21 protein-coding genes are annotated in these 19,994 nt (G+C 58.2%); 10 read left to right on the top strand and 11 right to left on the bottom strand.

All coding sequences use genetic code 11. The features are described 5' to 3' along the window. The first annotated feature begins 181 nt into the window (after positions 1-181). Genes I6F33_RS25800 through I6F33_RS25790 form a run of 3 tightly spaced genes read left to right on the top strand, consistent with a single transcriptional unit; the run spans position 182 to position 2,997 of the window. Entirely contained in the window at positions 182-871 is a 690-nt protein-coding gene (locus I6F33_RS25800) for a response regulator transcription factor (RefSeq protein WP_225129483.1), read from the top strand. A gap of 28 nt (positions 872-899) precedes the next feature. After that, positions 900-2,354 carry a type II and III secretion system protein family protein gene (locus I6F33_RS25795; RefSeq protein WP_225144511.1) on the top strand — a complete coding sequence of 485 codons (1,455 nt, stop codon included), beginning with the start codon at positions 900-902 and terminating at the stop codon, positions 2,352-2,354. 10 nt (positions 2,355-2,364) lie between these two features. After that, positions 2,365-2,997: a CpaD family pilus assembly lipoprotein gene (locus I6F33_RS25790; protein ID WP_225144510.1), complete on the top strand. Its 633-nt coding sequence runs from the start codon at positions 2,365-2,367 to the stop codon at positions 2,995-2,997. A gap of 196 nt (positions 2,998-3,193) precedes the next feature. Here the strand turns inward: I6F33_RS25790 and I6F33_RS25785 are convergent, their stop codons facing one another. From I6F33_RS25785 to I6F33_RS25735, 11 genes are all read right to left on the bottom strand, one after another. After that, a complete protein-coding gene (locus tag I6F33_RS25785) occupies positions 3,194-4,231 on the bottom strand; it encodes an EscU/YscU/HrcU family type III secretion system export apparatus switch protein (RefSeq protein WP_225129489.1) in 1,038 nt (345 codons plus the stop codon). Next, positions 4,228-5,043 (bottom strand): type III secretion system export apparatus subunit SctT, encoded by an 816-nt coding sequence (sctT, locus tag I6F33_RS25780; RefSeq protein WP_225129491.1) that lies wholly within the window; start codon positions 5,041-5,043, stop codon positions 4,228-4,230. Before sctT ends, I6F33_RS25785 begins: the two co-directional genes overlap by 4 nt. A gap of 694 nt (positions 5,044-5,737) precedes the next feature. Next, positions 5,738-6,013, bottom strand: a complete 276-nt coding sequence (locus I6F33_RS25775; RefSeq protein ID WP_225129493.1) for an EscS/YscS/HrcS family type III secretion system export apparatus protein — start codon at positions 6,011-6,013, stop codon at positions 5,738-5,740. 1 nt (position 6,014) lies between these two features. Then, a complete protein-coding gene (gene sctR, locus I6F33_RS25770; protein ID WP_225144509.1) occupies positions 6,015-6,680 on the bottom strand; it encodes a type III secretion system export apparatus subunit SctR in 666 nt (221 codons plus the stop codon). Beyond that, entirely contained in the window at positions 6,673-7,728 is a 1,056-nt protein-coding gene (gene sctQ, locus I6F33_RS25765) for a type III secretion system cytoplasmic ring protein SctQ (protein ID WP_225144508.1), read from the bottom strand. Before sctQ ends, sctR begins: the two co-directional genes overlap by 8 nt. Before the next feature lie 54 nt (positions 7,729-7,782). After that, the gene (locus I6F33_RS25760) at positions 7,783-8,319 is read right to left on the bottom strand and encodes a hypothetical protein (protein WP_225129499.1); all 537 of its coding nucleotides are present in this window, start codon (positions 8,317-8,319) and stop codon (positions 7,783-7,785) included. Further along, entirely contained in the window at positions 8,295-9,650 is a 1,356-nt protein-coding gene (sctN, locus tag I6F33_RS25755) for a type III secretion system ATPase SctN (RefSeq protein ID WP_346656694.1), read from the bottom strand. Before sctN ends, I6F33_RS25760 begins: the two co-directional genes overlap by 25 nt. Continuing rightward, entirely contained in the window at positions 9,647-10,270 is a 624-nt protein-coding gene (gene sctL / locus I6F33_RS25750) for a type III secretion system stator protein SctL (RefSeq protein WP_225144507.1), read from the bottom strand. Before sctL ends, sctN begins: the two co-directional genes overlap by 4 nt. Beyond that, positions 10,267-10,887, bottom strand: a complete 621-nt coding sequence (locus tag I6F33_RS25745) for a nodulation protein NolU (RefSeq protein ID WP_225129503.1) — start codon at positions 10,885-10,887, stop codon at positions 10,267-10,269. Before I6F33_RS25745 ends, sctL begins: the two co-directional genes overlap by 4 nt. Positions 10,888-10,908: 21 nt before the next feature. Continuing rightward, positions 10,909-11,763 (bottom strand): type III secretion system inner membrane ring lipoprotein SctJ, encoded by an 855-nt coding sequence (sctJ, locus tag I6F33_RS25740; RefSeq protein WP_225144506.1) that lies wholly within the window; start codon positions 11,761-11,763, stop codon positions 10,909-10,911. A gap of 17 nt (positions 11,764-11,780) precedes the next feature. Next, positions 11,781-12,302 carry a nodulation protein NolB gene (locus tag I6F33_RS25735; protein ID WP_225129506.1) on the bottom strand — a complete coding sequence of 174 codons (522 nt, stop codon included), beginning with the start codon at positions 12,300-12,302 and terminating at the stop codon, positions 11,781-11,783. 220 nt (positions 12,303-12,522) lie between these two features. On the opposite strand from I6F33_RS25735, the gene I6F33_RS25730 reads away from it, so the two are divergent. From I6F33_RS25730 to I6F33_RS25700, 7 genes are all read left to right on the top strand, one after another. Next, positions 12,523-13,194 (top strand): secretin N-terminal domain-containing protein, encoded by a 672-nt coding sequence (locus I6F33_RS25730; RefSeq protein ID WP_346657213.1) that lies wholly within the window; start codon positions 12,523-12,525, stop codon positions 13,192-13,194. A gap of 1,578 nt (positions 13,195-14,772) precedes the next feature. Next, a complete protein-coding gene (locus I6F33_RS25725; protein WP_225144564.1) occupies positions 14,773-16,476 on the top strand; it encodes an HrpF/NolX family T3SS translocon protein in 1,704 nt (567 codons plus the stop codon). A gap of 909 nt (positions 16,477-17,385) precedes the next feature. Next, the gene (locus I6F33_RS25720) at positions 17,386-17,679 is read left to right on the top strand and encodes a hypothetical protein (RefSeq protein WP_225144504.1); all 294 of its coding nucleotides are present in this window, start codon (positions 17,386-17,388) and stop codon (positions 17,677-17,679) included. 71 nt (positions 17,680-17,750) lie between these two features. Next, positions 17,751-17,984: a nodulation protein NopA gene (locus I6F33_RS25715; RefSeq protein ID WP_225129511.1), complete on the top strand. Its 234-nt coding sequence runs from the start codon at positions 17,751-17,753 to the stop codon at positions 17,982-17,984. Between the two features lie 114 nt (positions 17,985-18,098). Then, the gene (locus tag I6F33_RS25710; protein ID WP_225144503.1) at positions 18,099-18,989 is read left to right on the top strand and encodes an FHA domain-containing protein; all 891 of its coding nucleotides are present in this window, start codon (positions 18,099-18,101) and stop codon (positions 18,987-18,989) included. A gap of 33 nt (positions 18,990-19,022) precedes the next feature. After that, positions 19,023-19,562 (top strand): hypothetical protein, encoded by a 540-nt coding sequence (locus I6F33_RS25705; RefSeq protein ID WP_225129515.1) that lies wholly within the window; start codon positions 19,023-19,025, stop codon positions 19,560-19,562. Between the two features lie 2 nt (positions 19,563-19,564). Next, positions 19,565-19,993, top strand: a complete 429-nt coding sequence (locus I6F33_RS25700) for a M48 family metallopeptidase (RefSeq protein WP_225129517.1) — start codon at positions 19,565-19,567, stop codon at positions 19,991-19,993. Position 19,994: the final 1 nt, after the last annotated feature.

The following is a 19,994-nucleotide window of genomic DNA, read 5'->3' as shown; positions in this document are numbered from 1 at the left end:
GGGGTCCGTGGTCCATCTGACGACAATGGACCGGCAGAGACGGATCGACTGTCAACATGTTCCGCCCTCTCGTTTCGGGCTGTTCAAATTCACACCAATCCAGCCGCCTCTCAGTTCCATCGAGCCCATGGTCAATCGTGACGCGCTCAGGTCTTGACGTGGATGGACGAGAGGCGATGAAATGCGAATTCTCCTGGTTGATCATCATGCGGACTTTGCCCGCGCCGTGAAGGAAGCGCTCTTAAATTGCGGCTTCGCCGTCGACGTGACACGCACGCTGGATGAGGCGGCGGCCGCGCTCGATTGCGCGAACTACCACATGGTCCTGGTCGAAACGGATTTGCCCGATGGAGACGGATTGGACTGGCTGAAGCAGCTGCGGCGCGAGGGACGGTCAATGCCGGCGGTGATGATGAGCAGTCTCAATGATCTCGGACGGCGGATTGCAATTTTCAATGCGGGCGCGGATGATTTTCTGCCCAAGCCCGTGTCTATCGACGAACTCATTGCTCGCATGCGGGCCATTTTGCGACGGTCAACGCAGATGATGGCGCCGGTAGTGACATTCGGGAATCTGCATTTCGATCCGATCGCGCGACAGGTCTCGGTCGGTGGTCGAATACTGAGAATTGCGCGCCGCGAAGTGTGCATTCTTGAACATCTGCTCAACCGCGCCGGCCGTACCGTGCCGCGCGCATCGCTCGAAGATAGCTTGTATGCATTTGACGACGAGGTCTCGACCAATGCGCTGGAAGTCGGGATTTATCGCTTACGCACGCATTTGAGCCAGGCCGGTGCAACGCTAAGGATCAAGACCGCGCGCGGTGTCGGTTACACTCTTGAACTCATTGGCGCAGCATCGGCTGCCTAAGCCGATCCAACTTGAAAGCTACACTCCCTTGAACGTCATTAACAATGCCGCCGGCGCTGATGAGCCGTCGATGGTCGCCAGCGGGTTGCAGTGTGCCGCTTTTCCCCGCCTCTGCTACGTGCTGTGCGCAGTCGCTCTGCTATTTCCGCTTGCAGTCACAGCTCAGACAAAGCGGGATGGCAAGGGAGAACCGCCACGCGCGGCGCCAGGCAGCACCACCGGCACGCTCAACCTAACCTCCTCACAGGGTAAAACAGTTCATCTGACCGGACCGGCTGCGAGCATTTTTATAGCCGACCCGGCGATTGCGGATTATCAGGCGCCATCGAACACCACGATTTTCGTGTTTGGCAAAAAGGCCGGACGGACGAGCCTGTTTGCCCTGAACGACAACGGAGAGGCTCTCGCCGAGCTGCGTGTTGTCGTTACCCAACCGATCGAGGATCTGCGGGCCGCGCTTAAGGCCGAGGTCGGCGACTATCCAATTCAGGTCAGCTATACCCCGCGCGGCGCGATCCTTAGCGGTACGGCGCCTAATGCCGATGTCGTCGAGACCGCCAGGAAGGTCACCGAGCAGTTTCTTGGTTCGGGCGCGCTGGTTGTCAACAAGATCCAGGTCGCCGGCTCATTGCAAGTGAATCTCAGCGTACGGGTGGCAGAAGTCTCCCGCAGCGCCGTCAAGGATCTCAACATCAACTTCACGGCCTCGAGCCCAAACGGCGCTTTCCTTGTGACTGGCAAAGGGGGCGGGTCCGGCGCGGCCGGCGGCGGCGGCACGATCGGGATTGGGTTTAGCGCCGGCAATACCAACCTGAGCGCTGTTCTCGACGCTCTCGCGAGCGAGCACCTCGCCTCAATCCTGGCTGAGCCGAATCTAACGGCCATGTCCGGCGAAGCCGCAAGCTTCCTCGCCGGCGGCGAATTCCCCATTCCGGTGATGCAGGACAACCGGCAGGTGTCCGTCCAATTTCGCCAGTTCGGCGTGAGCCTCGAGTTCGTTCCGACGGTTCTCAACAATAATCAGATCATTGTCCGTGTGAAGCCCGAAGTCAGCGAATTGTCGAGCGAAGGCGAGGTCAAAATCAATGGCATGGCGGTCCCTGCCCTCTCGACTCGGCGGGCCAGCACCGTGGTCGAGCTCGCCAGCGGTCAGAGCTTTGCAATCGGCGGCCTCATCAGGCGCAACTTCAACACTGATATCGGCGAGTTTCCCTGGCTCGGCGATGTGCCGATCCTGGGCGCGCTTTTTCGCTCCTCATCGTTTCAAAAACGTGAAACCGAGCTGGTCATTATTGTCACGCCCTACATCGTACGGCCCGCATCGAACCCGAACAAGATGAGTGCGCCAAGCGACCGCATCGCACCGTCCTCAGATGCGGGGCGGATTTTGACAAACACGGTGGCCCGGCCGCCGCGAGGTCGCGATGCGCCTCGCGCCAGCACACCAGGATTGACCGGCAGCGCCGGCTTTATTATCGAATGAGGATCGCCAAATGACTTTGCGACATCTGTGCTACCCGATCGTTATTGGAGCAACATTGGGGGGCTGCGCAAATACTGCCTCGATCCAGCCCGCGCCGGCTGACCAAGAGATCCGGGTCGAGCAGAAGAGTAGCGTGCTGTTCCTGCAGAGCCTTCGTGGCCCCGAACGGCATCGGCTGCGAAGCTTTATTGCAGCGACCAGTCGCGGCCGGCGGGATGCCCTCCATGTGCGTGTCATCGGCCCACCCAGACTCATTGCACAGGTGGCCCACGAGGCTCGCGCCATGGGCGTTGCCACCTACAACATCCACCTGTCCGCTTCTCGTGTGGATTTGCCGGCTCGTTCCGGGGTGAGGATTGAAGCGATCACTTTCGAAGCCCATCCTCCGGTCTGTCCCTCGCTCTCCATCGTCGCTCCTACAGTGAACGACAATTCGTTCAATCCAACCCTTGGCTGCTCAGTCCGGAATAACCTTGCGGTTATGGTCAATGAACCTGGCGACTTGTTAGGCAATGGCGCTGTCATGTCGACCAGTGGTGATCGTGCAGTGCTTCCCTTCACCGCACTTGGGGCCACGTCGGCGGGCAACAGGAGCAATTTGGAGAATGAAACGCATAGCAGGGTTGCGCCAGAAATCCAATAAGCGGCTCGTAAGACCCGAGCAGCATGAACATCGGTTGGCCATTCTTGTCCATATCAGTCTTGGAATCGGCCGACGAGCCTCCTGGAATCCAATCTTTGCCCGGTCCTTTTCTTGGGATCGTGCAGCTTGCCGATCAGGTTCTGGGACAGTTGGGTCGTTGACCAGAGATTTGAGCGCATCGCTGTTTTGCGCGACGCTAAACTAGGCCGGCGGCAAAGACTGCCTTTGCAACCCTCTCGAAACACTCCATCGGAACGGCCTTGCCCATCGCACCCTTCCGGATCAGCTGACGCGCCAACACATGATCCTCGACAATGCTCAGACGTTGGGCGCGCGCCTCCGCCAGTAACTGTGAAGCCGTTTCGCCCTCGCCGCGGCACACCAGTACCGGGACGCCGGTCTCGCCCCGAACGTAGCGCAGTCCAATCAATGTCGCTCGCCCCGTCAGTATCACTGTCGCCCGATGAATGCCGAGTGGAGACTCGTTCGCCGACTCCCGGCGGAGCCTGCGGTGTTCACCCTTGATCTGCGGATTACCATCCTGTTCCTTGGACTCGCGCTTGGCTTCACTCTGCGTCATGCGCATGTCGCGCAAGAACAACCAACGCTGAATGAGCAGATCGGCCAAGCCGCCAATCAGAAGAGCGCCGGCAGCAATCGCGATCAGCACTTTGAGCTCTTTAAAGACAAAACCAAAGCAGCTCAAATCGCACACGGGCAAGTATACCAGTGCCCTCCAACTTGCGAGCACAGTGAAAACGAACGTAGCGCCAAGAACCAAAACTTTGACGATAGACTTTCCAAGCTCGACAACCGACCGCTGGGAGACAATCCGCTTCAGCCCTTTGACGGGGTCCAATTTCTCAAAGCTGGGTTTAAGCGGCTCAACCGAAATCGTCAGCCCGCCGCCGGCCAAGACACCGGCCACAATCGCCGCAGCAACCGCCGCACCTAGGATGGGAGCCGCGGCTGTTATAGAAAGGTCCATCAATCCGACCAACGCCTGCCGGGCCGCACTGTTGAAGGGCTGTTCCTGCAGCTTGTCGGTGAACCGCACGGCTTCGCGCCATCCGTCTTCGATCGGGCCCGCCCTGAAGCACAGGCAGCCGAAACCAGCGCAAAGGCTTGCCGCGGTAACAAAGTCGGCGCTGCGCGGGCTCTGTCCTTTCTTCCGCGCGTCCCTCAGCTTCTTGTGACTTGGTGGAAGGTTTTTCTCTTCGCTCGTGTCGTTCATTTCAAGAACTTCTCGAGCCACTCCAGCACGCCGTTAAACCGAATGATCTCTGCTCCCATATATTCGATCAGGAAGACGGCGTAGCTGGCCATAATGATGCCAAAGGCGGCATTCTTGATGGTCGAAGAGAGATCGTTCAGCTTGACTTGCGGCGCAAAGCGCCCGAGCAGCATGAGGGATACGTCGATCAGAAGCAGCAGAGCCAGCACGGGCCCGGCGACCACGAGGGTCGTATGCATGATATGGTCGAGAAGCCCGATAAACTCCATTGCCCCGTGGTGGGTCAGGGGCGGTAGCAGCCGATATACGGGCCAGATCAGATAACTTCCATAGAGGCATCTGACCATGGTCTGCAGACCTCCTGATACAACGAAGATCGTAACCGCGGCAGTCCCGAGAAAGAGCCCCATCGGGGCGGCTTGACTGCGTGTGGCAGGATCGTCCACCTGGTTGGAGATGCCGCGCTGGGTATCAATGATGTCACCAACGGCCTGGATGCTCCAGAGTGGTATACTAAGCAGAAAACCGAACAGCAGGCCGATAAATATCTCCTTCAAGCCGAGGAGCGAGACCGCAACCATACGGGTACCCGGATCTAGTGTCTGCAAGCCGTTCCTGATCTGCATCAAGCAAGGCAATCCAATCACAACCGTCGCGCTTGCGCGGATAATCCCGCTAATGTGCGGTCGCGTGAATACCGGAAGAACCAGCATAATGCCGAGGGCCCGGGCCCCACCAAGTCCGGCCGCAACGACGAACTCGACAGCAGTCTGAATCAGAGTTTGCGTCTCGGTAGGTGACAAGGCATCCATTTGAGCTCAGCTCGGCGTTCCTTCAGCCAATGCAACCGTCGCACTCACGTCGCCATGATGTGAGACGTCAAGAACTCTGCAGATCTCGTGTCCGAGCGGTTGCAGAGCGACAGGTCTCCCACAAGGCAGATGACTTCGGCTTCAACCATCCATATGACTACAGCCATCCGGCGCAGAGGTATGACCATTCGATGAGAGCACCGGCGAAAGCCGCTGCGCGCCTACAAGCCACGCTTCTTCCGCTCTCACCGGCCGCAGCGCGGTTTGGAGATCTGAGGGCCTCAAAGCTTCCATCAATTTCGCAGTCTATGGAGATCGGCTCGAGCGGCACCTTCATTCGCAGGCTCATTCACCAGAACGCCAGAATCGTGGGGCCGCTTGCAATCAAAGCAGTTCGCCCGTTCACTGCGTCGACAACTCGCCAGGCAATGCATCGAGGACCAGGTCTCAGCAGGTAATTCCGTCACGTCGTAAGCAAAACCCAAATCGAATGGATAGAACTTCCAAATAGGGTCATTCTTCCTCCGAATAAGGCAGGCTCACGGAGCCGAACAGGACAGTTCGGATACCTATCCGTCGCATGCTAGTGAGGCGAGCTTTCGATAAGCTGACGAACTCGCCCTTTTGTGGTTCACGATCAAGGCCGACAAACGCGCGCTATAGCTAAAACTCAGACAGCCGTGCGTTCCGCGCTCTAATACCTCGCTGTGAGCGCGGGGAACTCAGTGAAGATCTGCTGGGCTTGCTCGATCAGCGGCGCGCTCAGCACCGGAGCAAACAGAACGAGCACGGCGACGACGACGAGGAGCTTCACGGTAAGCGGCAAGGTTTGATCCTGGAGCTGGGTTGCTGCCTGCACGATGCCGATACCCAATCCCGCCACGAGGGCTGCCAGGAGCGGCGGTAGAACCCAGATCATGAACAGGACTAGTGATCGGCTCAGGTGGGTGAGGATGCTGGCCTCGTGCATCTCAACTCCCCGCAGATGCGTAGCTTAAGACCAATCCGTGCATGAGCCGTGACCAGCCGTCGATTGTGACGAACAGAAAAAGCTTGAAAGGAACGGATATCATTGTTGGTGACACCATTGACATGCCCATGGCCATCAGAATTGTCGTCACAATCAGGTCAATTGTGATGAACGGAAGATAGAGAAGGAAACCGATTTCAAACGCGCGCTTAAGCTCCGAGATCAAAAAGGACGGCACGAGGATCGCAAAATCATCGGCTGTTGCGTTGCCGCGCATCTCCTCCGACCAGATATGTTCCGTCGACGACAGGAAGAACGTGCGCTGCTCCTCAGTGGTGAACTTCTTGAGATGGGCGCGCAGCGGCTCGCTGCCCTCCTTGGCGGCGGTCAACCAGTCGTCGGCGGTTTGGTAACGAAGTTGCATATCGGTCACGCGGTTGTATGTTTGCTCGAATACCGGGGCGTCTATGAACACGGTGAGGATCAATGCAGCGCCATACAGAACGATGTTCGGTGGTATGGACTGAGTGCCGAGCGCGTTGCGGATCAGGAAGAGAACAACGGAAACCTTGATGAACGCCGTCGTTGTGACGACTGCGAACGTCAACAGGCCAAGGCCGACGGTCGTCGCAACAAGCGCGAGGATGCTCGGTTGAATGTCAACCATTGACCGCCAACCTGCTACGTAACCGGATGCCCAACGCTTCACCGACACGTACGATGTCGCCGCGGCCGATCAATTGACCGTTGGCGACAATGTCGACCGGACCGTCCAGCTGCCGGCCAAGCTCGAACACGTGCCCCTCGCTGATGCTTCTCAACGTACCCAGCGGGATGGGCCAGCGGCCGCATTCGAACACAAGCGTGATCTCAACACTGTCGATGTCGGCTTCCGAGGGCGGGATTGCTTGCTCCGCTTGGGGTCGTATCGTCATATTTGCATACCTTAGAGGATGGGACTGCAGGCGGAATGGTCCCCGAAGGATAAGTCTGTCGCCCGCGACCTGCGCCGGCGCCCACAACTTGTCCGCAACGAGGATGAGCTGGCCATGGGCAAATGGAATGACGTCGGGCAGCAGTGCGTCGCCGGCCTGTGCTTGACGAAGAAGCCTGACGGGCGCCCGCAGCGAGCCGATCTCTCTCGCAATCACGACCGGCAATTCCGAAGAAATCTTGCCTAAGTCTCGCGGTAATTGGCCGATCAACTCGCCTAACACACGAAACGCAGACGGAACCAGACCGTCAAGTGGCGCGAACAAGAACAGGCGGGCCTTGGCTGCCAGCGGTCCGAAAGTAACGTCGAACTCCAAATAGGGATCTTTGGCCGTCGCGTCTTCGATGCGGATCAGCTGCAAATTCCGCGCGAGCATGATCTCTAATCGAGCGAGCCAAGGTTCCAGAGCAAGTTCTAGAAGCAGCGAGCGGGTTGGGTCGGAAGGTAAAGTAAGGCCATACTGGACCATTGAAATCAGCGCCTCGACGAGAAGGCGGGGCAAGGACAAGACAGCGGTCTCGCCTCCGGCGCAAAATACGCAGTCGAGCATCGACATGGCATATGGCTCGGCCTGCCAAACAAGCCGGCTTATACGGATCGATAGCGGCTTATCGCCAAGGCGGCTCTGCAGAACCGTGCGTGGTGCGGCGACCTCGTTGAGCCACGAGACCACGCCATGCGACAACTTTACCGCTGGCTGAAATAATGCGGGTTCACCCACGGCATTTACCGACAGGTTCCACGGCAGCTCGCGACGTCATAAGAGAACAAGCCATCAGTTCGAGCCACCGACCGCTTGGCTGCGCGAACCACCCTGATATCGGAGCAAAACCTCGTCGTCGGCATCGATTTCGGCTGCACACTCCGAACGGACAGCGGTGGTGCGCTGGACATCGCCCTCAATCTCCTCCCATTTCTGGCTCGCCGCCGAACGCTTGGCCCATATGGTCCGCGCCTCATTCACTGACCGCTGAGCCTGGTCATGCGCGACGCGCGCCTGCTCACGCGCCTGGCGTGCCGATTCGATCTGTGCTGCCAGTCGCCCAAGGACGAGTTGACAGCGACGATCGAGCTCGGTCACGGACATCGTCTTGAGCGACGCCAGCTCCTGATAAAGTTCAGCTTCGACCTTGGCGCGACGATTCTCCGCGCCTTCAAGATTCTCAGACGCTCGCTGCAGCGCTTCGACCGCAATTCGGCGCCTGGCTTCCATGTTGGACAATTCACGAAGCGCGCTTCGCTCTCTCATGTCTTTCACCAGCCGCAATTTCGACGCTTGCACGAGATTTAGGCCGTCAGACGCGACATCCATGAAACGGTCTCCTCAAAGCTAGACGGCTCGTCCTGTCCTTGGCGCAAGAATGCGCGCAGTTCCTCGATCGAATCGATTGCCCGATCGGTCAGTGGATCGCTGCCCGACTTGTATTCACCGACCTTGATCAGGAACTCAGCCTCATTGTAGCGCGAGAGCAGATCGCGGAAGACGGATGCCGCCTTGCGATGTGGACCAGAGACGACCGCATCCATGACACGACTTCGGCTCGACAGCACATCGATGGCGGGAAAATGCTCTCGCGAGGCCAGCGCGCGCGAAAGCATGATATGACCATCGAGAATGCCGCGCGACTCTTCGGCGATCGGATCGCCCGTGCCGTCACCTTCGACCAGCACGGTATAGAATGCCGTGATCGAGCCCCGCTCGCCCATACCGGCACGCTCCAACAGACCAGGCAGCAGCGCAAAGACGGAAGGAGGAAAGCCGCGCCGGGTAGGAGGTTCTCCTGCGGCAAGGCCGATTTCGCGCATCGCACGGCTAAAGCGCGTCAGCGAATCCATCATCAGAACGACCTGCAGCCCTTGATCACGAAAATACTCGGCGAGTGCGGTCGCCATATGAGCGCATTGCGCCCGCTCCATTGCCGATCGATCGGATGTCTCAACGACAACGATCGTGCGAGCGAGGGCATCTCCAATATGACGTTCGATGAATTCGCGTACCTCGCGTCCACGCTCTCCTATGAGCGCAACCACGGTGATATCTGCGGCCGCGCCTTTTACGATTTGCGACATCAGCGTCGACTTACCGCAACCGGCATCTCCATAGATTCCGATCCGCTGCCCTTCGCCACACGTCAGAAGTCCATCCAGCACGCGAACGCCGAGCGGAAACGGCTGCTCGATGCCACGCCGCCTCATCGGGTTGGGCGCCTTGCCGCGGAGCGGACGCGTGTGGATCGTCTTTATCGGCCCCTTGCCATCGAGTGGACGGCCGAAGCTATCGATTACGCGGCCGAGCAGGTCGGGCCCGACTGACACCTCCTGCATGCGCCCGGTCGGGAGCACTTCCGCGCGGTGGGACAAGCCTACCAGATCGCCAATGGGCGTCAGCAATACCCCGTCCGGCAGCAAACCGATGACTTCCGCTTGAAGTGACCATCCGGAAGCGTGATCCTGCAACAGGCAAAGTTCTCCAACACGGGCCCCCGGCAACACGGCATGGAGCAAGGTGCCGATCGCACGCGTGATCCGTCCCCGCACGGCACGCGTATCGACATCCTTTGCTGCGAATCTTAGAGATGCTATCGCCGCATGCACATCTCCTTCTCCGGCCGATTGATCATGGCCTGATCGTTGCGTCGTCACGGATCGCTTTCCTGAGAAGATGGATTAAGGCTGAGACGCAATGTGCGGAGCTGCGCGGCAAGTCCTAAATCGACACTGCCGAACTCACTCCACAGGACGCACTGGTCAGGCCCCACGGCCGGGTCCGGATCAATTCTGACTTTCGGCCGACTATCCGTTCCGTCGAACGCCACGAATTCACGCCTTAGTGCATCAGCATTCACAGGAGACACGTGAAGGCATACTTCTGCGCTGCCATACCTTTGCTCGATGGCGTGACGAACGGTCCTTACCAACATCTCACCCGGATCAAAGGAGCCCAACAAACCGGTCAATATCTCAATCACGAGCTGTGGCAACTCCTGTTGCAGAACGGCTTTTCGCCGGGCCACATCGGAAGCAGCTCGGGCGACCAGCTGTGCCATTTCGTCCGAGCCTGACCTAAGACCTTCGCAATGGCCGCGCTCCCGCTCCTGCTGATAGGCTCTCCTTGCCCAACTGCGAACCTGCCGCAGATATCGCTCGGCTAGCGCGAGCGTCTGCACCGCATCGTACCAGATACCAAGTTCCGCGCATGGTATCAGCAGACCAAGCGGCCGTATCCGCGGGCTATCTGGCAAGTCTGTTTCGTTGGCCGTCATGCCGCTGGCTCCTCCGTGGCCAAGTGGGCCACCACCAAAGACAGTAACTGACCCGCTGAATTGTGGTGTTCGGCTGTTGGGGATTCGGCGGTGGTCCCCACAGGTAAGCGGAAAAGAACGCGCACACGGTCAAGCTCTGATGCGTCCTTGAGCCAAGCACCAAGGCAGGCACATCCGTCATGTTCAATCTGGCTCGCGAGCTTCTGCGGATCGTCAATCGATGTGGTTGCGACGGCGATGGATGAGTGTCGGATTGCGAAAGCATGAGCTTCCGCACCAATATTTTCGATCAGAATCGCTACATCGTGCTTTGACACAAGCTTGAGCACCGAACGGGCATGCCAGATACTGCCGGCGAGCAGGGCCGCCCGACGCGGATCATGCCCGAGCAGAACGTCCCTACCCCAGTCGGTTCCGTTCGAGACCAGCTCACTGCCCATTAGCAATTCGACCAGTCTTTGCTGCAGTCTCGGAGTCTTCTGCAGCTGCAGCACTGTGGCGGCCGACAGGAGCTCATCAAGATGGCCGGCAAACCGGCCGGGATGAATCAAAGCGGCAAGCTCGCGCAGGCGATCGGGATGCGGGTTGAGTGAATGATTTGGGTCAGTGGATGCCATCGATACGGACCTGCTTGCCGCCTATTTCGAATCGGAGGACGGTTTTTTGCCGGCGGACTGGACCGCTCGCTTGCTGGCACCTCTGCCGAGATTTGTCACTTTGCGCCAGGATTGACGAAGCTGTGGCCCACGTGTGCTCAGCAGCACGTAAGATAGAATGCCCAACACGGCGAGCGCACCTCCTGCACCGATCGCAATGTGAGTTGCGATGAATTTGGTTGGTTCGGCGGAAGCTGCCGTCGGCACAACGGAGACCTCATGCTGAGCTCGCTCAACCGGCACGAACACGACCGCCACCTTGTCGTACGATAGACCTTCGATGCTGTTGGCGACGAGCATCTTGATCTGCGGCAGCAAGGCTGAGAGCTTCGCGTTCGAGGCGTGTCGAATGAAAACCGACGCCGAGGACGGGGTTGCATCCTGTCGCAAAAGATCATTCTTCGGCAGAACGACATGAACACGGGCGGAGAGAACCCCATCGATATCGTTGATCGTGCGCGACAATTCTTCACTGAGAGCATAGACGTAGCGGGCTCGCTCCTCAACCGGAGAGGCAACGAGGCCCGCCCCCTTGAACACCTCACCAAGACTCTTGAAGGATTGGCGCGGCAAGCCATGGTCATTCAGCAGCTCGATTGAGTAGGCGAGCTGCCTTTCTTCCACCTGAATCGTGCTGGTCCCATCCTTACCGACCACACGGATGGCATCGACGCCCTTGCTCAGGAGCAGCCCAAGCATCTCGTTGGCTTCACGCTCCTGAACTTTGGTATACAGATCAGCTTTGCAACCGGCGAGGGTCAGCAAAAGCAGCAACAGGACGAGAGCATCAAGCCGCTTTCTTGCGGGCCGGCCATTACCGATCTTGTCTTTCGTCAAGACAGCCAACGGCCCGCTCAGCCCGCCGATAGAAGCTTATTCAGAGACGAACTGACAGCACCTGTCCCCTTGGAGATGAGCGAAACCTGGATGACGCCGCTGTAAACATCCCGCAGATTCGCCAGCGCCGAGTCGAAATGATCCGCACCCTCCGGTTTTCCCACTGGATGCACCTCCACTTGCTGCACACGCAAGACCGGTTGTGCGGCCGGCCCAAGCTGCAGACTCTTGGTAGGATTAGGCTCGCCGACGAGCGTCGGCGAAACTGCACCCGACGGAAATGGTTTGCCCTGGTGGATAGCAGAAATGCTCTGAAGGACGCGATCGCCTAGCGGGCTCGCCGGCGCTACTGCGCGCTGCACTTCCGGCAGCGATGGAGCTGGCGCGTGCTCGGTCACAGAAGAGACGACACCTTGGTTCGAGGCCACCTGCGCAAGACTCTCGCCAAACTGAGTGTGCGCCGGCGAACAGCCGTTAGAGGCACACTCTACGGAGTTGGCAGGGATCGACGTAACGCCAAACAACATGGAGGAAATCATTTCTGTCACGTGGTGAGATGAGCCGTTCGTTCACACGAATGGGCCGCACCTTAGAGAAGCAAGCTGACCAAAAACTGACGAGCATCTGTCATCTAATGATCACGGTTAGCTTCCAATTTGGGACGAAGCATCGGCTTCCAAATTTTGGGACAAATTCCGGTGCTTGTTCTCAAGTGTAAAAATAGCAGGAATGCTCATCCCACCCACAAGGCTGCACATCTTGAAGAAAGTTCTCTATGCTGGTGTTTTCATTTGCTTTGGCGTGGTCGAGGCGCTCGGCGCTCCCCTGGCGCTGCCATCGACGCCTTATAGTTACACAGTTCTGGATCAGGACCTCGCGGCCGCACTGCAGGAATTCGGCAACAACCTAAATATCAGAGTCAATATCAGCACCGGGGTGAAGGGTCGGATTCGGGGGCGAATGCCGGATCTACCACCGCGAGAGTTCCTCGAACGGCTGATTAATCTCTACAATCTGCAATGGTACTACGATGGGCTGGTGCTCTACGTATCCGATGCGCATGAGGCGCAAAGCCGCCTTTTGGTCTTGAGTCCAATCAGCTTTGATGCGTTCAAGGCGGCACTCGATGCGCTCGACATCTCCGACGAGCGTTACATCGTGAGACCCGTACCGGGAGATGGCCTCGTCTTCGCCTCTGGTCCACCCCGCTTTGTCGCGCTTGTGGAGCAAACAGTAAAAGGACTTGCGGCGGAGGCACAGGCACGGCGAAACCCGAGCGGTGCCGAAAAGCCGCCGCACGAGTCGGTTTTGATGCTGTTTCGCGGATCCTCCAGCGTGGTCATTCGCGAAGGACGACCGAATGACGCTCCTTCGCCGGAGGCACCACATCAAGACGGCGTGGTCCACACACCCGATGCAGGTAAGAAATGACTTGATGACAACAGATGGCCTCGAAGAGATGCAATGCGTCTGCTTATGCCCTCTGTCAGCTTTTCGAAAGCTACTGCTGCCATTGTCAGAGCGCGGATGTGTAGATGGCCGATGCCGCAGGGTGGCGCAATATGCCAGCAGCATCGGTGAGCGTGCTTTTCCACTTTAGCGCCTCATGCGAGCTTTTGAACAACTCCACGAAGTCCGTCATGCAAACGAGCTTCGTCGCATAAGAATGAAAGCCACTCCGCTGTCCAAAAGGAGGAACAGCATGGACTTCAACGCGCTAAGCCGGGCGGACAACAGCCCAGCGTCCCACTCCTCCTCATCGCCCGCCGGTCCAAGGGAGTTTGAGCGTGAACTAATGGCATTGCATGAAATACCCGAATACAGCCAGGACCTAATTTGGCAGGAACTCGGAGGCAGATCATCGCGTGTCGAGCCATCATTGAGCGGCGGCGAGCGGTCCAATTCCCAACAGCCGATCGCTCAACACCGCGCGGACGCCTCCGATTTCGGCAACGACCTTGTTTGGCAAGATCTTGAGCCTTGGCTCATGCGGGCCGGGTCACCTCACGCTGGACCGTCTCAAGCTGGGCCCGCGTTGCACGCAGGGGTTGCTCCGCCGGAAATTGGAGATTTCGCCATGGCGAACGGTCGTCGCGCCAAGGACGACTGGGTCTTCACTGGCCAAACAGCTACGCCCGCTCAGATCGAAATGCTAAGAAGCCGCGATCTCATACCTACCAGGGGTGTCCGGACAACAACGTTCACCATCCTGGGTGTGCCTCACACGGCGGAATGGCGAGAAGAAGGTTTTATTCGTCTCATACCGTCGCTGGACGCTTCCCTTTGGCCTGTGGGTTCGAGCGAACACTCGCCAAGCGGCTAAGCATGATGAAATGAAGAATGCCGAGTGCAGCTGAGCTTCGATCCGCTCGGGGCAATAGGGGCCGCACAATACCGTCGGACTCTTCGAGCATCTACGCAAGCGCCAACACTCTCGTGGGGGCAGGCGCGAGGTCGCTACGCGTGGGTGATTTCCACCATAAGATGCTGCGGAGACCTGCGACCTTGTTTCACGAATCATCGCACGTGACCATCCGCAGAGCGGCAGACTCGGCCTCTGTAATTCGAGCTAGTGGGCCCGGAGGCGAGCGATCGAGCATAACAAGCAAGGCAATTCCGATATCGAGAACCCATCACCGCCTCTCACACCATCATTGCGCGTCTCGTTGTGAAACCTCTGAGCGCCGTCAGCTTTTGGAAAGCTAATCGAACCTACCATGTGGCGTGAATATCTAGACGGCGATGTGCCTATAGATTGTAGCGGAACTGAGCGCTGGGGGCGCACTGAGCAATCGGAAGCAAGTGGTAGGAGCCATCGAAGCCCATCGACATTTCTTGCTCGTTGTTCGTCGCGATTCTCGGGCTGCGCCACATGACCGGCTTGTGGTGCGATCTCAAATCAGAGGACGTATAATGTCAGTCAACAACCTGTCACTAACCGCCAACTCGAGCTTGTCCGGGCTGGCCCCCGGACCCTCATCGGCGCGGGATCTTTCAAACTTCGAGGCGATGCTGGCTAGTTTCTCGTTGAAAGACAATGCCGATGACCGTTCGACTGCACAGGATCCGCCGGCTGCAGACTCAGCCAAGCAGCTGACGGAGGAACTCACGCAGGAGGTGCGGAACATCCTCCCGCCGGAGATCAAGGCTGCACTGGACGCATGTCAGCAGGCCCCCGAGCCATCCTCCGCGGAGTCCTCCTCCGCTGCGAGCGCCCCGAAGATTGCAGAGGCACCCGTACAAAGCTCCAGGATCACGTGGAACAGCGGCACGCTGACTGATGCCGAGCTGCAGATTGTGTCGGTGCTGAACCGACACAAAGACAAATGCCCGCTGGATTGGAAATCTCTTGGAGATTTGGCCAACGATCCCTCCACACCGCCGGATCTAAAGGCGGCGATCGAGGCTCTGCAACAGGACCCAGAGCTCTTCTATGCGATAGGCTCGCAAGGTGACGGCCGCTGCGGCGGGAAGATCAAAGCAGGTGATCTCTCCGGCTTCTCCGATCACCACCCTCAGGTTTCTGCTTTCCAGGAGCAGCGGGCAAAGAGCTATACGCAAAACTACATCCCTTCCGACGGCACCCGGAATGGCGAGCCATCGGTGATGACCCAGACCGATGCATTGCGCGAGCTCTATCGGTATTCCGACAACCTGCCTAAGAACCTGAGCCTTGCGGATTTCAAGCGGATCGTCGACGGCGAAGCTAAGACCGGCAAATGCCCGCCACAGGTCCTCGCGGCCGCTCAATACTTCCTCGACCACCCGGATGAATGGAAGCACTTGTACGGAGGCTCGATAGACAAGGTCCACAAAGAGGACTTCCTGCAGGTTGCTTCATCATCGATGAATCTCACGCAAGCCGAGCTCGATACGCTCAATACGATCAGCAAGAACCAAGACGCTTTCTTCGGGAAGGGTGATCTGACCCGGGAAAAGCTGGCGAGCATGGTGGATGACAAGAGCCTCGCGCCCGAGGTGCGAAAGGCGGCCTCCCAGCTGCTCTCCGATCCTGTGTTGTTCGGGTTGATGAACAACGCGATTACGGGCTACAAAACCCACCATAAGTTCTTCGACTTCGGCGGCGGCCATACGGTCGATTCCGGCAACATCAGCAACACCGACTTCAACCAGTTCTTCAACAACATGTCGGGTGCGAACCGCACCGTTCACCAAGTGAAGACGCATGCCGTCCGAACGCCTGCCGAGCAGGACGCGGTCGCGGACATGACGATGGGAGTGGCAGACCAGCCCGACATCAAGTCTCCCAAAAAGAACGGTGGCGCCTTCATGCACGCACTTAATGACGTGCTCAAAGTTGGCTCTAAGGTATTCGACTGGGCCGCGACAGCAGTCGGTGTACTTGGCTTCATTCCAGGCTTGGGTGAATTGGCCGATCTGGCGTCAATGGTGCTCGAAGCCGAGGCGCAAGCTGCAAATCTTCTTCACACTGCCATCAGTGGCGGCAACATAAAGCAAGCGCTGGAAGAAGCCGGGCTGAGCCTTGCGGCACAGGCGGTGGGCTGCATCGCCGGACCTGAAGTCAAATTAGCAATGCGAGAAGGCTTGGTGAAGCAGGCAATTCAAGAAGCCGCGACGGCCGGCGTCAACCTGCCGGTTTCGGTGGCGCAGTCCTACGCGGAGGATTATCTGAATAACCTGAAGGCTCGCATCGAATCCGAGCGCTTGCAAGCTGCAGGCGCTAACGCCTAGGCGGAGCGACGCTATCTTCTCAGGATCACGCCGGAAACGCTAATCGAGCTTGCGCGGCCTCCGCGCGGTTGGGCCTCTCTGCCGAGCAGTAGGTCGCGCAAGCTCTACTAGCATACTTGAGACCGCCTCCGAATCCGAGGAACTTATTTCGGCTTCTTCACTGCGTACAAACTATGTTGGCCGCACTCGATCGTTCGAATCCGACCTCAACTCCAGTCTGCCGCTGTGAAGTTCACATCGACTGCATACGCCGCCTGTCAAGACCGCGATGCATTAACACTACGCGACAGACCGGCCGCAGCCGCGGAGCCTGCCGGTTGCGCAAGGATCGAGAGCACATTGGTCCAGAGCGGGTAGAAGTCCGAAGGGCTCTTTCTCGAGTGGCGGGCTTCTGCTCGGTCTCCCTGAAAGTAAGTCGCGATTGACGGATCTGCTATGGGCCCGCCAGGACCGAGAGACCGCTCTTGGCCGCTGAATCGGCCGTCACTCTGGCTTTCCGCCTCGCTCCGACCCAGGTCAAGCTCCATGCCGCTTCGCCTGACTCCAAGCAAATTGTCGAAAGAGCTCGGAGGCATCGCAAGGGACGTGAGTTCGAGATTGCAGCACGTCGGCCTCAAAACGCTTTTGTTAGTGGTGGCTTTGATATTTCGCTATTGAAGCTTTCGAAACGATGAGCAACGTGCTCACCCGGTCAAGCTCCACAAACGATTGTTTGTCTTAACCATCTGATCTCTAGCTTTCGCGGGCAACTTGTTCAAATACGGTCGGCTGGTGAAGACATATAATGATGATCGACCATCGGCTCATTACATTTTCTACGACTCGTCAGCTTGTCGAAAGCTAATACTTGCATAGTGGAGGGCGGAAACTGCCTCCATTGGCACGATCGAATTGACATAGGAGAACCCGATGCGCGTTACGAGCTCTAGCGCCGCTGGGCACGTTGATGCTGACCTCCATGCGGCTGGCGGCAAAAGCGGCGGCAAAAAAGGATCTCACAAGCCTGGCGAGCGCGACGATCATGCCGGATCGCCTGATGCAAACATTCCCGTAAATGGCGGCGCGTCCATGGGCGGCAACTCGCAAGAAGCCGCTATGCAGCAAGCGTTCAGCGTCGCTTTGGGAGCCGTTGCTCTCCAATTTGCGAATAGTGCAATGAGCCATTTCGACGATGTCATGGCCGAGACAGAGGAGGATTCCTGACGTCGCATATTGCGACGTTAGGAAATAGGAGCCGCACGTCGCGGCGAAATTCGAGCACACAGGAGAATAGTATGTCTAAAAACGTTGGTGCGTCTCATACCTCGACTGCAGGTGGGGCAGCCGGCACCGCTACTGCTGCAGCCGGTTCCACGGCTGCTGAAGTTGCTGGAGAGGCGGCATTCCAACGGCAAATCGCCGCTCTGACCTTGACCAGCACAAAGGCTGCTGAGAGGGATGTTGAACTTCGCGTCGTCTCGACCGAGCTCTCGACCGTCAAGAAAGCGGCCGATGAGCGGGTGCAGTAAGGGATGAGATGGGGCGACGTCGCCGCCCCACTTTCCCCGGCTGCTTAGTCTGTGAAGTCGCACGGGCCGTACGGTTTTGCCGTACGGTTCCGTTCGCTGTTCAGGAAACCGATCGTGAATGAACCAAATTGCCCGCATTTCGAAGTGTTGTCAGGGTGTTACTCCGGGCTGACAAGTAAAATGGGGGTCGGATCGTGTCTGATTGGCAGCAGCCTCGATGCTGACTTAATCTTCGTCGAACAAGGCCTCGAACCGCACCATCTTCGTGTCACCCCTCATTCCAATTCAATCGAGATCGAGGCCCTTGCGAGGGACGTTAGGATCGAGGGGCACGAGACTGTTTTACCGAACGAATCCATTGTTGTCCCTCTTCCTGTCGTTTTGCATGCCGGGGCGATGTCCATTCGCTGGACGATCGAGGACTACAAACAAGCTGGCTCCATCGACCGCCGGCATATATCGCTCGCCTTTCTCGCTTTGGTCCTGATCAGCTCTGCCGCGGTTGGCGCAGTCTCATCCAGTTTTGTCCAGACCGATACCGCCGTGGCGTCAAGTCCGTCGTCCCCTGCTCCGGACATTGCGCCCAAGCTGGCGCTCAGCGCTCCTGATGCTCTGGCCACCGATGCAGCTGCCGAACGGTTGCAAAAGGAAGTTGACAGAGCGGGACTTGTCGGCATCAAGGTCGGCTCTGGGGCGGGCGTTGTCACCGCCGATGGCTCCGTTACGCCCGCCTCGCTCGCCACATGGCGAGACGTCCAGCAGCGGTTTGATCACAATAGCAATGGCGCTTATACGCTCGTCAATGCGGTGGCTATCAAGGATGAGAAGACGCCTCCCGCAATTGGGGTCCAAGCTGTTTGGCGCGGGAGCGACCCCTATATTGTCATTGCTGGTCAAAAGTATTTCGTCGGCGCGCTCTTGAGCAATGGATGGACCGTCTACGCGATTGAGGAAGGGCGTGTTCTGCTGAGCCGGGATGGCCGGCTTGCCACTCTACCCTATTAGCGTTTTAGGCCGCAGGTAAGGAAGCAAAGTGCCATGACTAGGCTGCCCCCCAATCCCGTCGAGCCCGCCACCTCTTTTCAGGAGCCAAACGTTGATCATCATGCATCTGCCATCACGCGGGTCAATTCTCGAGCCAAGTCCATCGGGATCGACCGGACGCGCGGCAATGATCACAAGAGCCACACCTCAATTTCTCGCCATAGTGACGTGCTGGATCGGTTGGTGGACGCCACGATCGAGAGCGCGCTCGAGCTCAGTTCGATCGATGCAGTTTCGCGCATCAATCTAGACGAGGCGCGCGCCCCGCCAGGTCAGATCGAGCCAAGCTCGGAACTCGCTTGGCTTAACGAGCCCAATCTCGCGCACAGTCTGCTCTCCTTCGTGACGCCGCGCTTACGTCATTCGCATGTTCTGCGTCCAGAGCAACACGGCCTTCTTCTGGAGCGTTTGGCTGATACGCTATCAGCCGCGCCAGAGGATTTGGTGCCACGTGAAGGGGCCGCCCTTCTCCAACTGGAGCTGCAACGTTTAATCCTGCTCCGGCAGAGTCACAACGGCTTGATCAAAGGCTAGCAATGGTCGGGCCAGACAAAGTGCAACACTTCACATCTACACAGCCGCCGATCGTTTCCGAACCCGGCGCTATCGAGCTGATCTCCGGGCCGGAGCGAGATTTGCTCTGCGTGCTTTCTTATGTCTACCTTGCGTGCGGACAGAGCGCCAAGAGCCTGGCTCTGTTGCGGCTGGTCGCTCACGAACAGTCTCAAGACATCGGCCTGCTCCGCATCCTGGCCTACGCTCTCATCTCGGAGCGTCGCGGTGACGAAGCACTGTCGGTATTGGACAGGCTTGACAAACTGGATGACGAGCCGTCTTCGTGTCCGCCCTTGATGCTGATGCGCAGCCACGCCCTGCGCCACGCTGGCCGCATGACCGAAGCGCAAGCCGCCTTCAAACGCTATGTTTTGTTGCGGGGCAGCACAGCTGCAGTCAAACAACAATAAG

The organism is Bradyrhizobium sp. BRP20 (assembly GCF_020194215.1).
GTDB lineage: Bacteria > Pseudomonadota > Alphaproteobacteria > Rhizobiales > Xanthobacteraceae > Bradyrhizobium > Bradyrhizobium yuanmingense.
This window is presented reverse-complemented; position numbering and strand designations above follow the sequence as displayed.

What these genes read in the sequence shown, in the direction of transcription:
- I6F33_RS25800 (WP_225129483.1), top strand. Translation starts at nt 182, where the DNA reads ATGCGAATTCTCCTGGTTGATCATCATGCGGACTTTGCCCGCGCCGTG.
- I6F33_RS25790 (WP_225144510.1), top strand. Translation starts at nt 2,365, where the DNA reads ATGACTTTGCGACATCTGTGCTACCCGATCGTTATTGGAGCAACATTG.
- I6F33_RS25785 (WP_225129489.1), bottom strand. Translation starts at nt 4,231, where the DNA reads ATGAACGACACGAGCGAAGAGAAAAACCTTCCACCAAGTCACAAGAAG.
- sctT (WP_225129491.1), bottom strand. Translation starts at nt 5,043, where the DNA reads ATGGATGCCTTGTCACCTACCGAGACGCAAACTCTGATTCAGACTGCT.
- I6F33_RS25775 (WP_225129493.1), bottom strand. Translation starts at nt 6,013, where the DNA reads ATGCACGAGGCCAGCATCCTCACCCACCTGAGCCGATCACTAGTCCTG.
- sctR (WP_225144509.1), bottom strand. Translation starts at nt 6,680, where the DNA reads ATGGTTGACATTCAACCGAGCATCCTCGCGCTTGTTGCGACGACCGTC.
- I6F33_RS25760 (WP_225129499.1), bottom strand. Translation starts at nt 8,319, where the DNA reads ATGGATGTCGCGTCTGACGGCCTAAATCTCGTGCAAGCGTCGAAATTG.
- sctL (WP_225144507.1), bottom strand. Translation starts at nt 10,270, where the DNA reads ATGACGGCCAACGAAACAGACTTGCCAGATAGCCCGCGGATACGGCCG.
- I6F33_RS25745 (WP_225129503.1), bottom strand. Translation starts at nt 10,887, where the DNA reads ATGGCATCCACTGACCCAAATCATTCACTCAACCCGCATCCCGATCGC.
- I6F33_RS25735 (WP_225129506.1), bottom strand. Translation starts at nt 12,302, where the DNA reads ATGATTTCCTCCATGTTGTTTGGCGTTACGTCGATCCCTGCCAACTCC.
- I6F33_RS25725 (WP_225144564.1), top strand. Translation starts at nt 14,773, where the DNA reads ATGCTGGCTAGTTTCTCGTTGAAAGACAATGCCGATGACCGTTCGACT.
- I6F33_RS25720 (WP_225144504.1), top strand. Translation starts at nt 17,386, where the DNA reads ATGCGCGTTACGAGCTCTAGCGCCGCTGGGCACGTTGATGCTGACCTC.
- I6F33_RS25715 (WP_225129511.1), top strand. Translation starts at nt 17,751, where the DNA reads ATGTCTAAAAACGTTGGTGCGTCTCATACCTCGACTGCAGGTGGGGCA.
- I6F33_RS25705 (WP_225129515.1), top strand. Translation starts at nt 19,023, where the DNA reads ATGACTAGGCTGCCCCCCAATCCCGTCGAGCCCGCCACCTCTTTTCAG.
- I6F33_RS25700 (WP_225129517.1), top strand. Translation starts at nt 19,565, where the DNA reads ATGGTCGGGCCAGACAAAGTGCAACACTTCACATCTACACAGCCGCCG.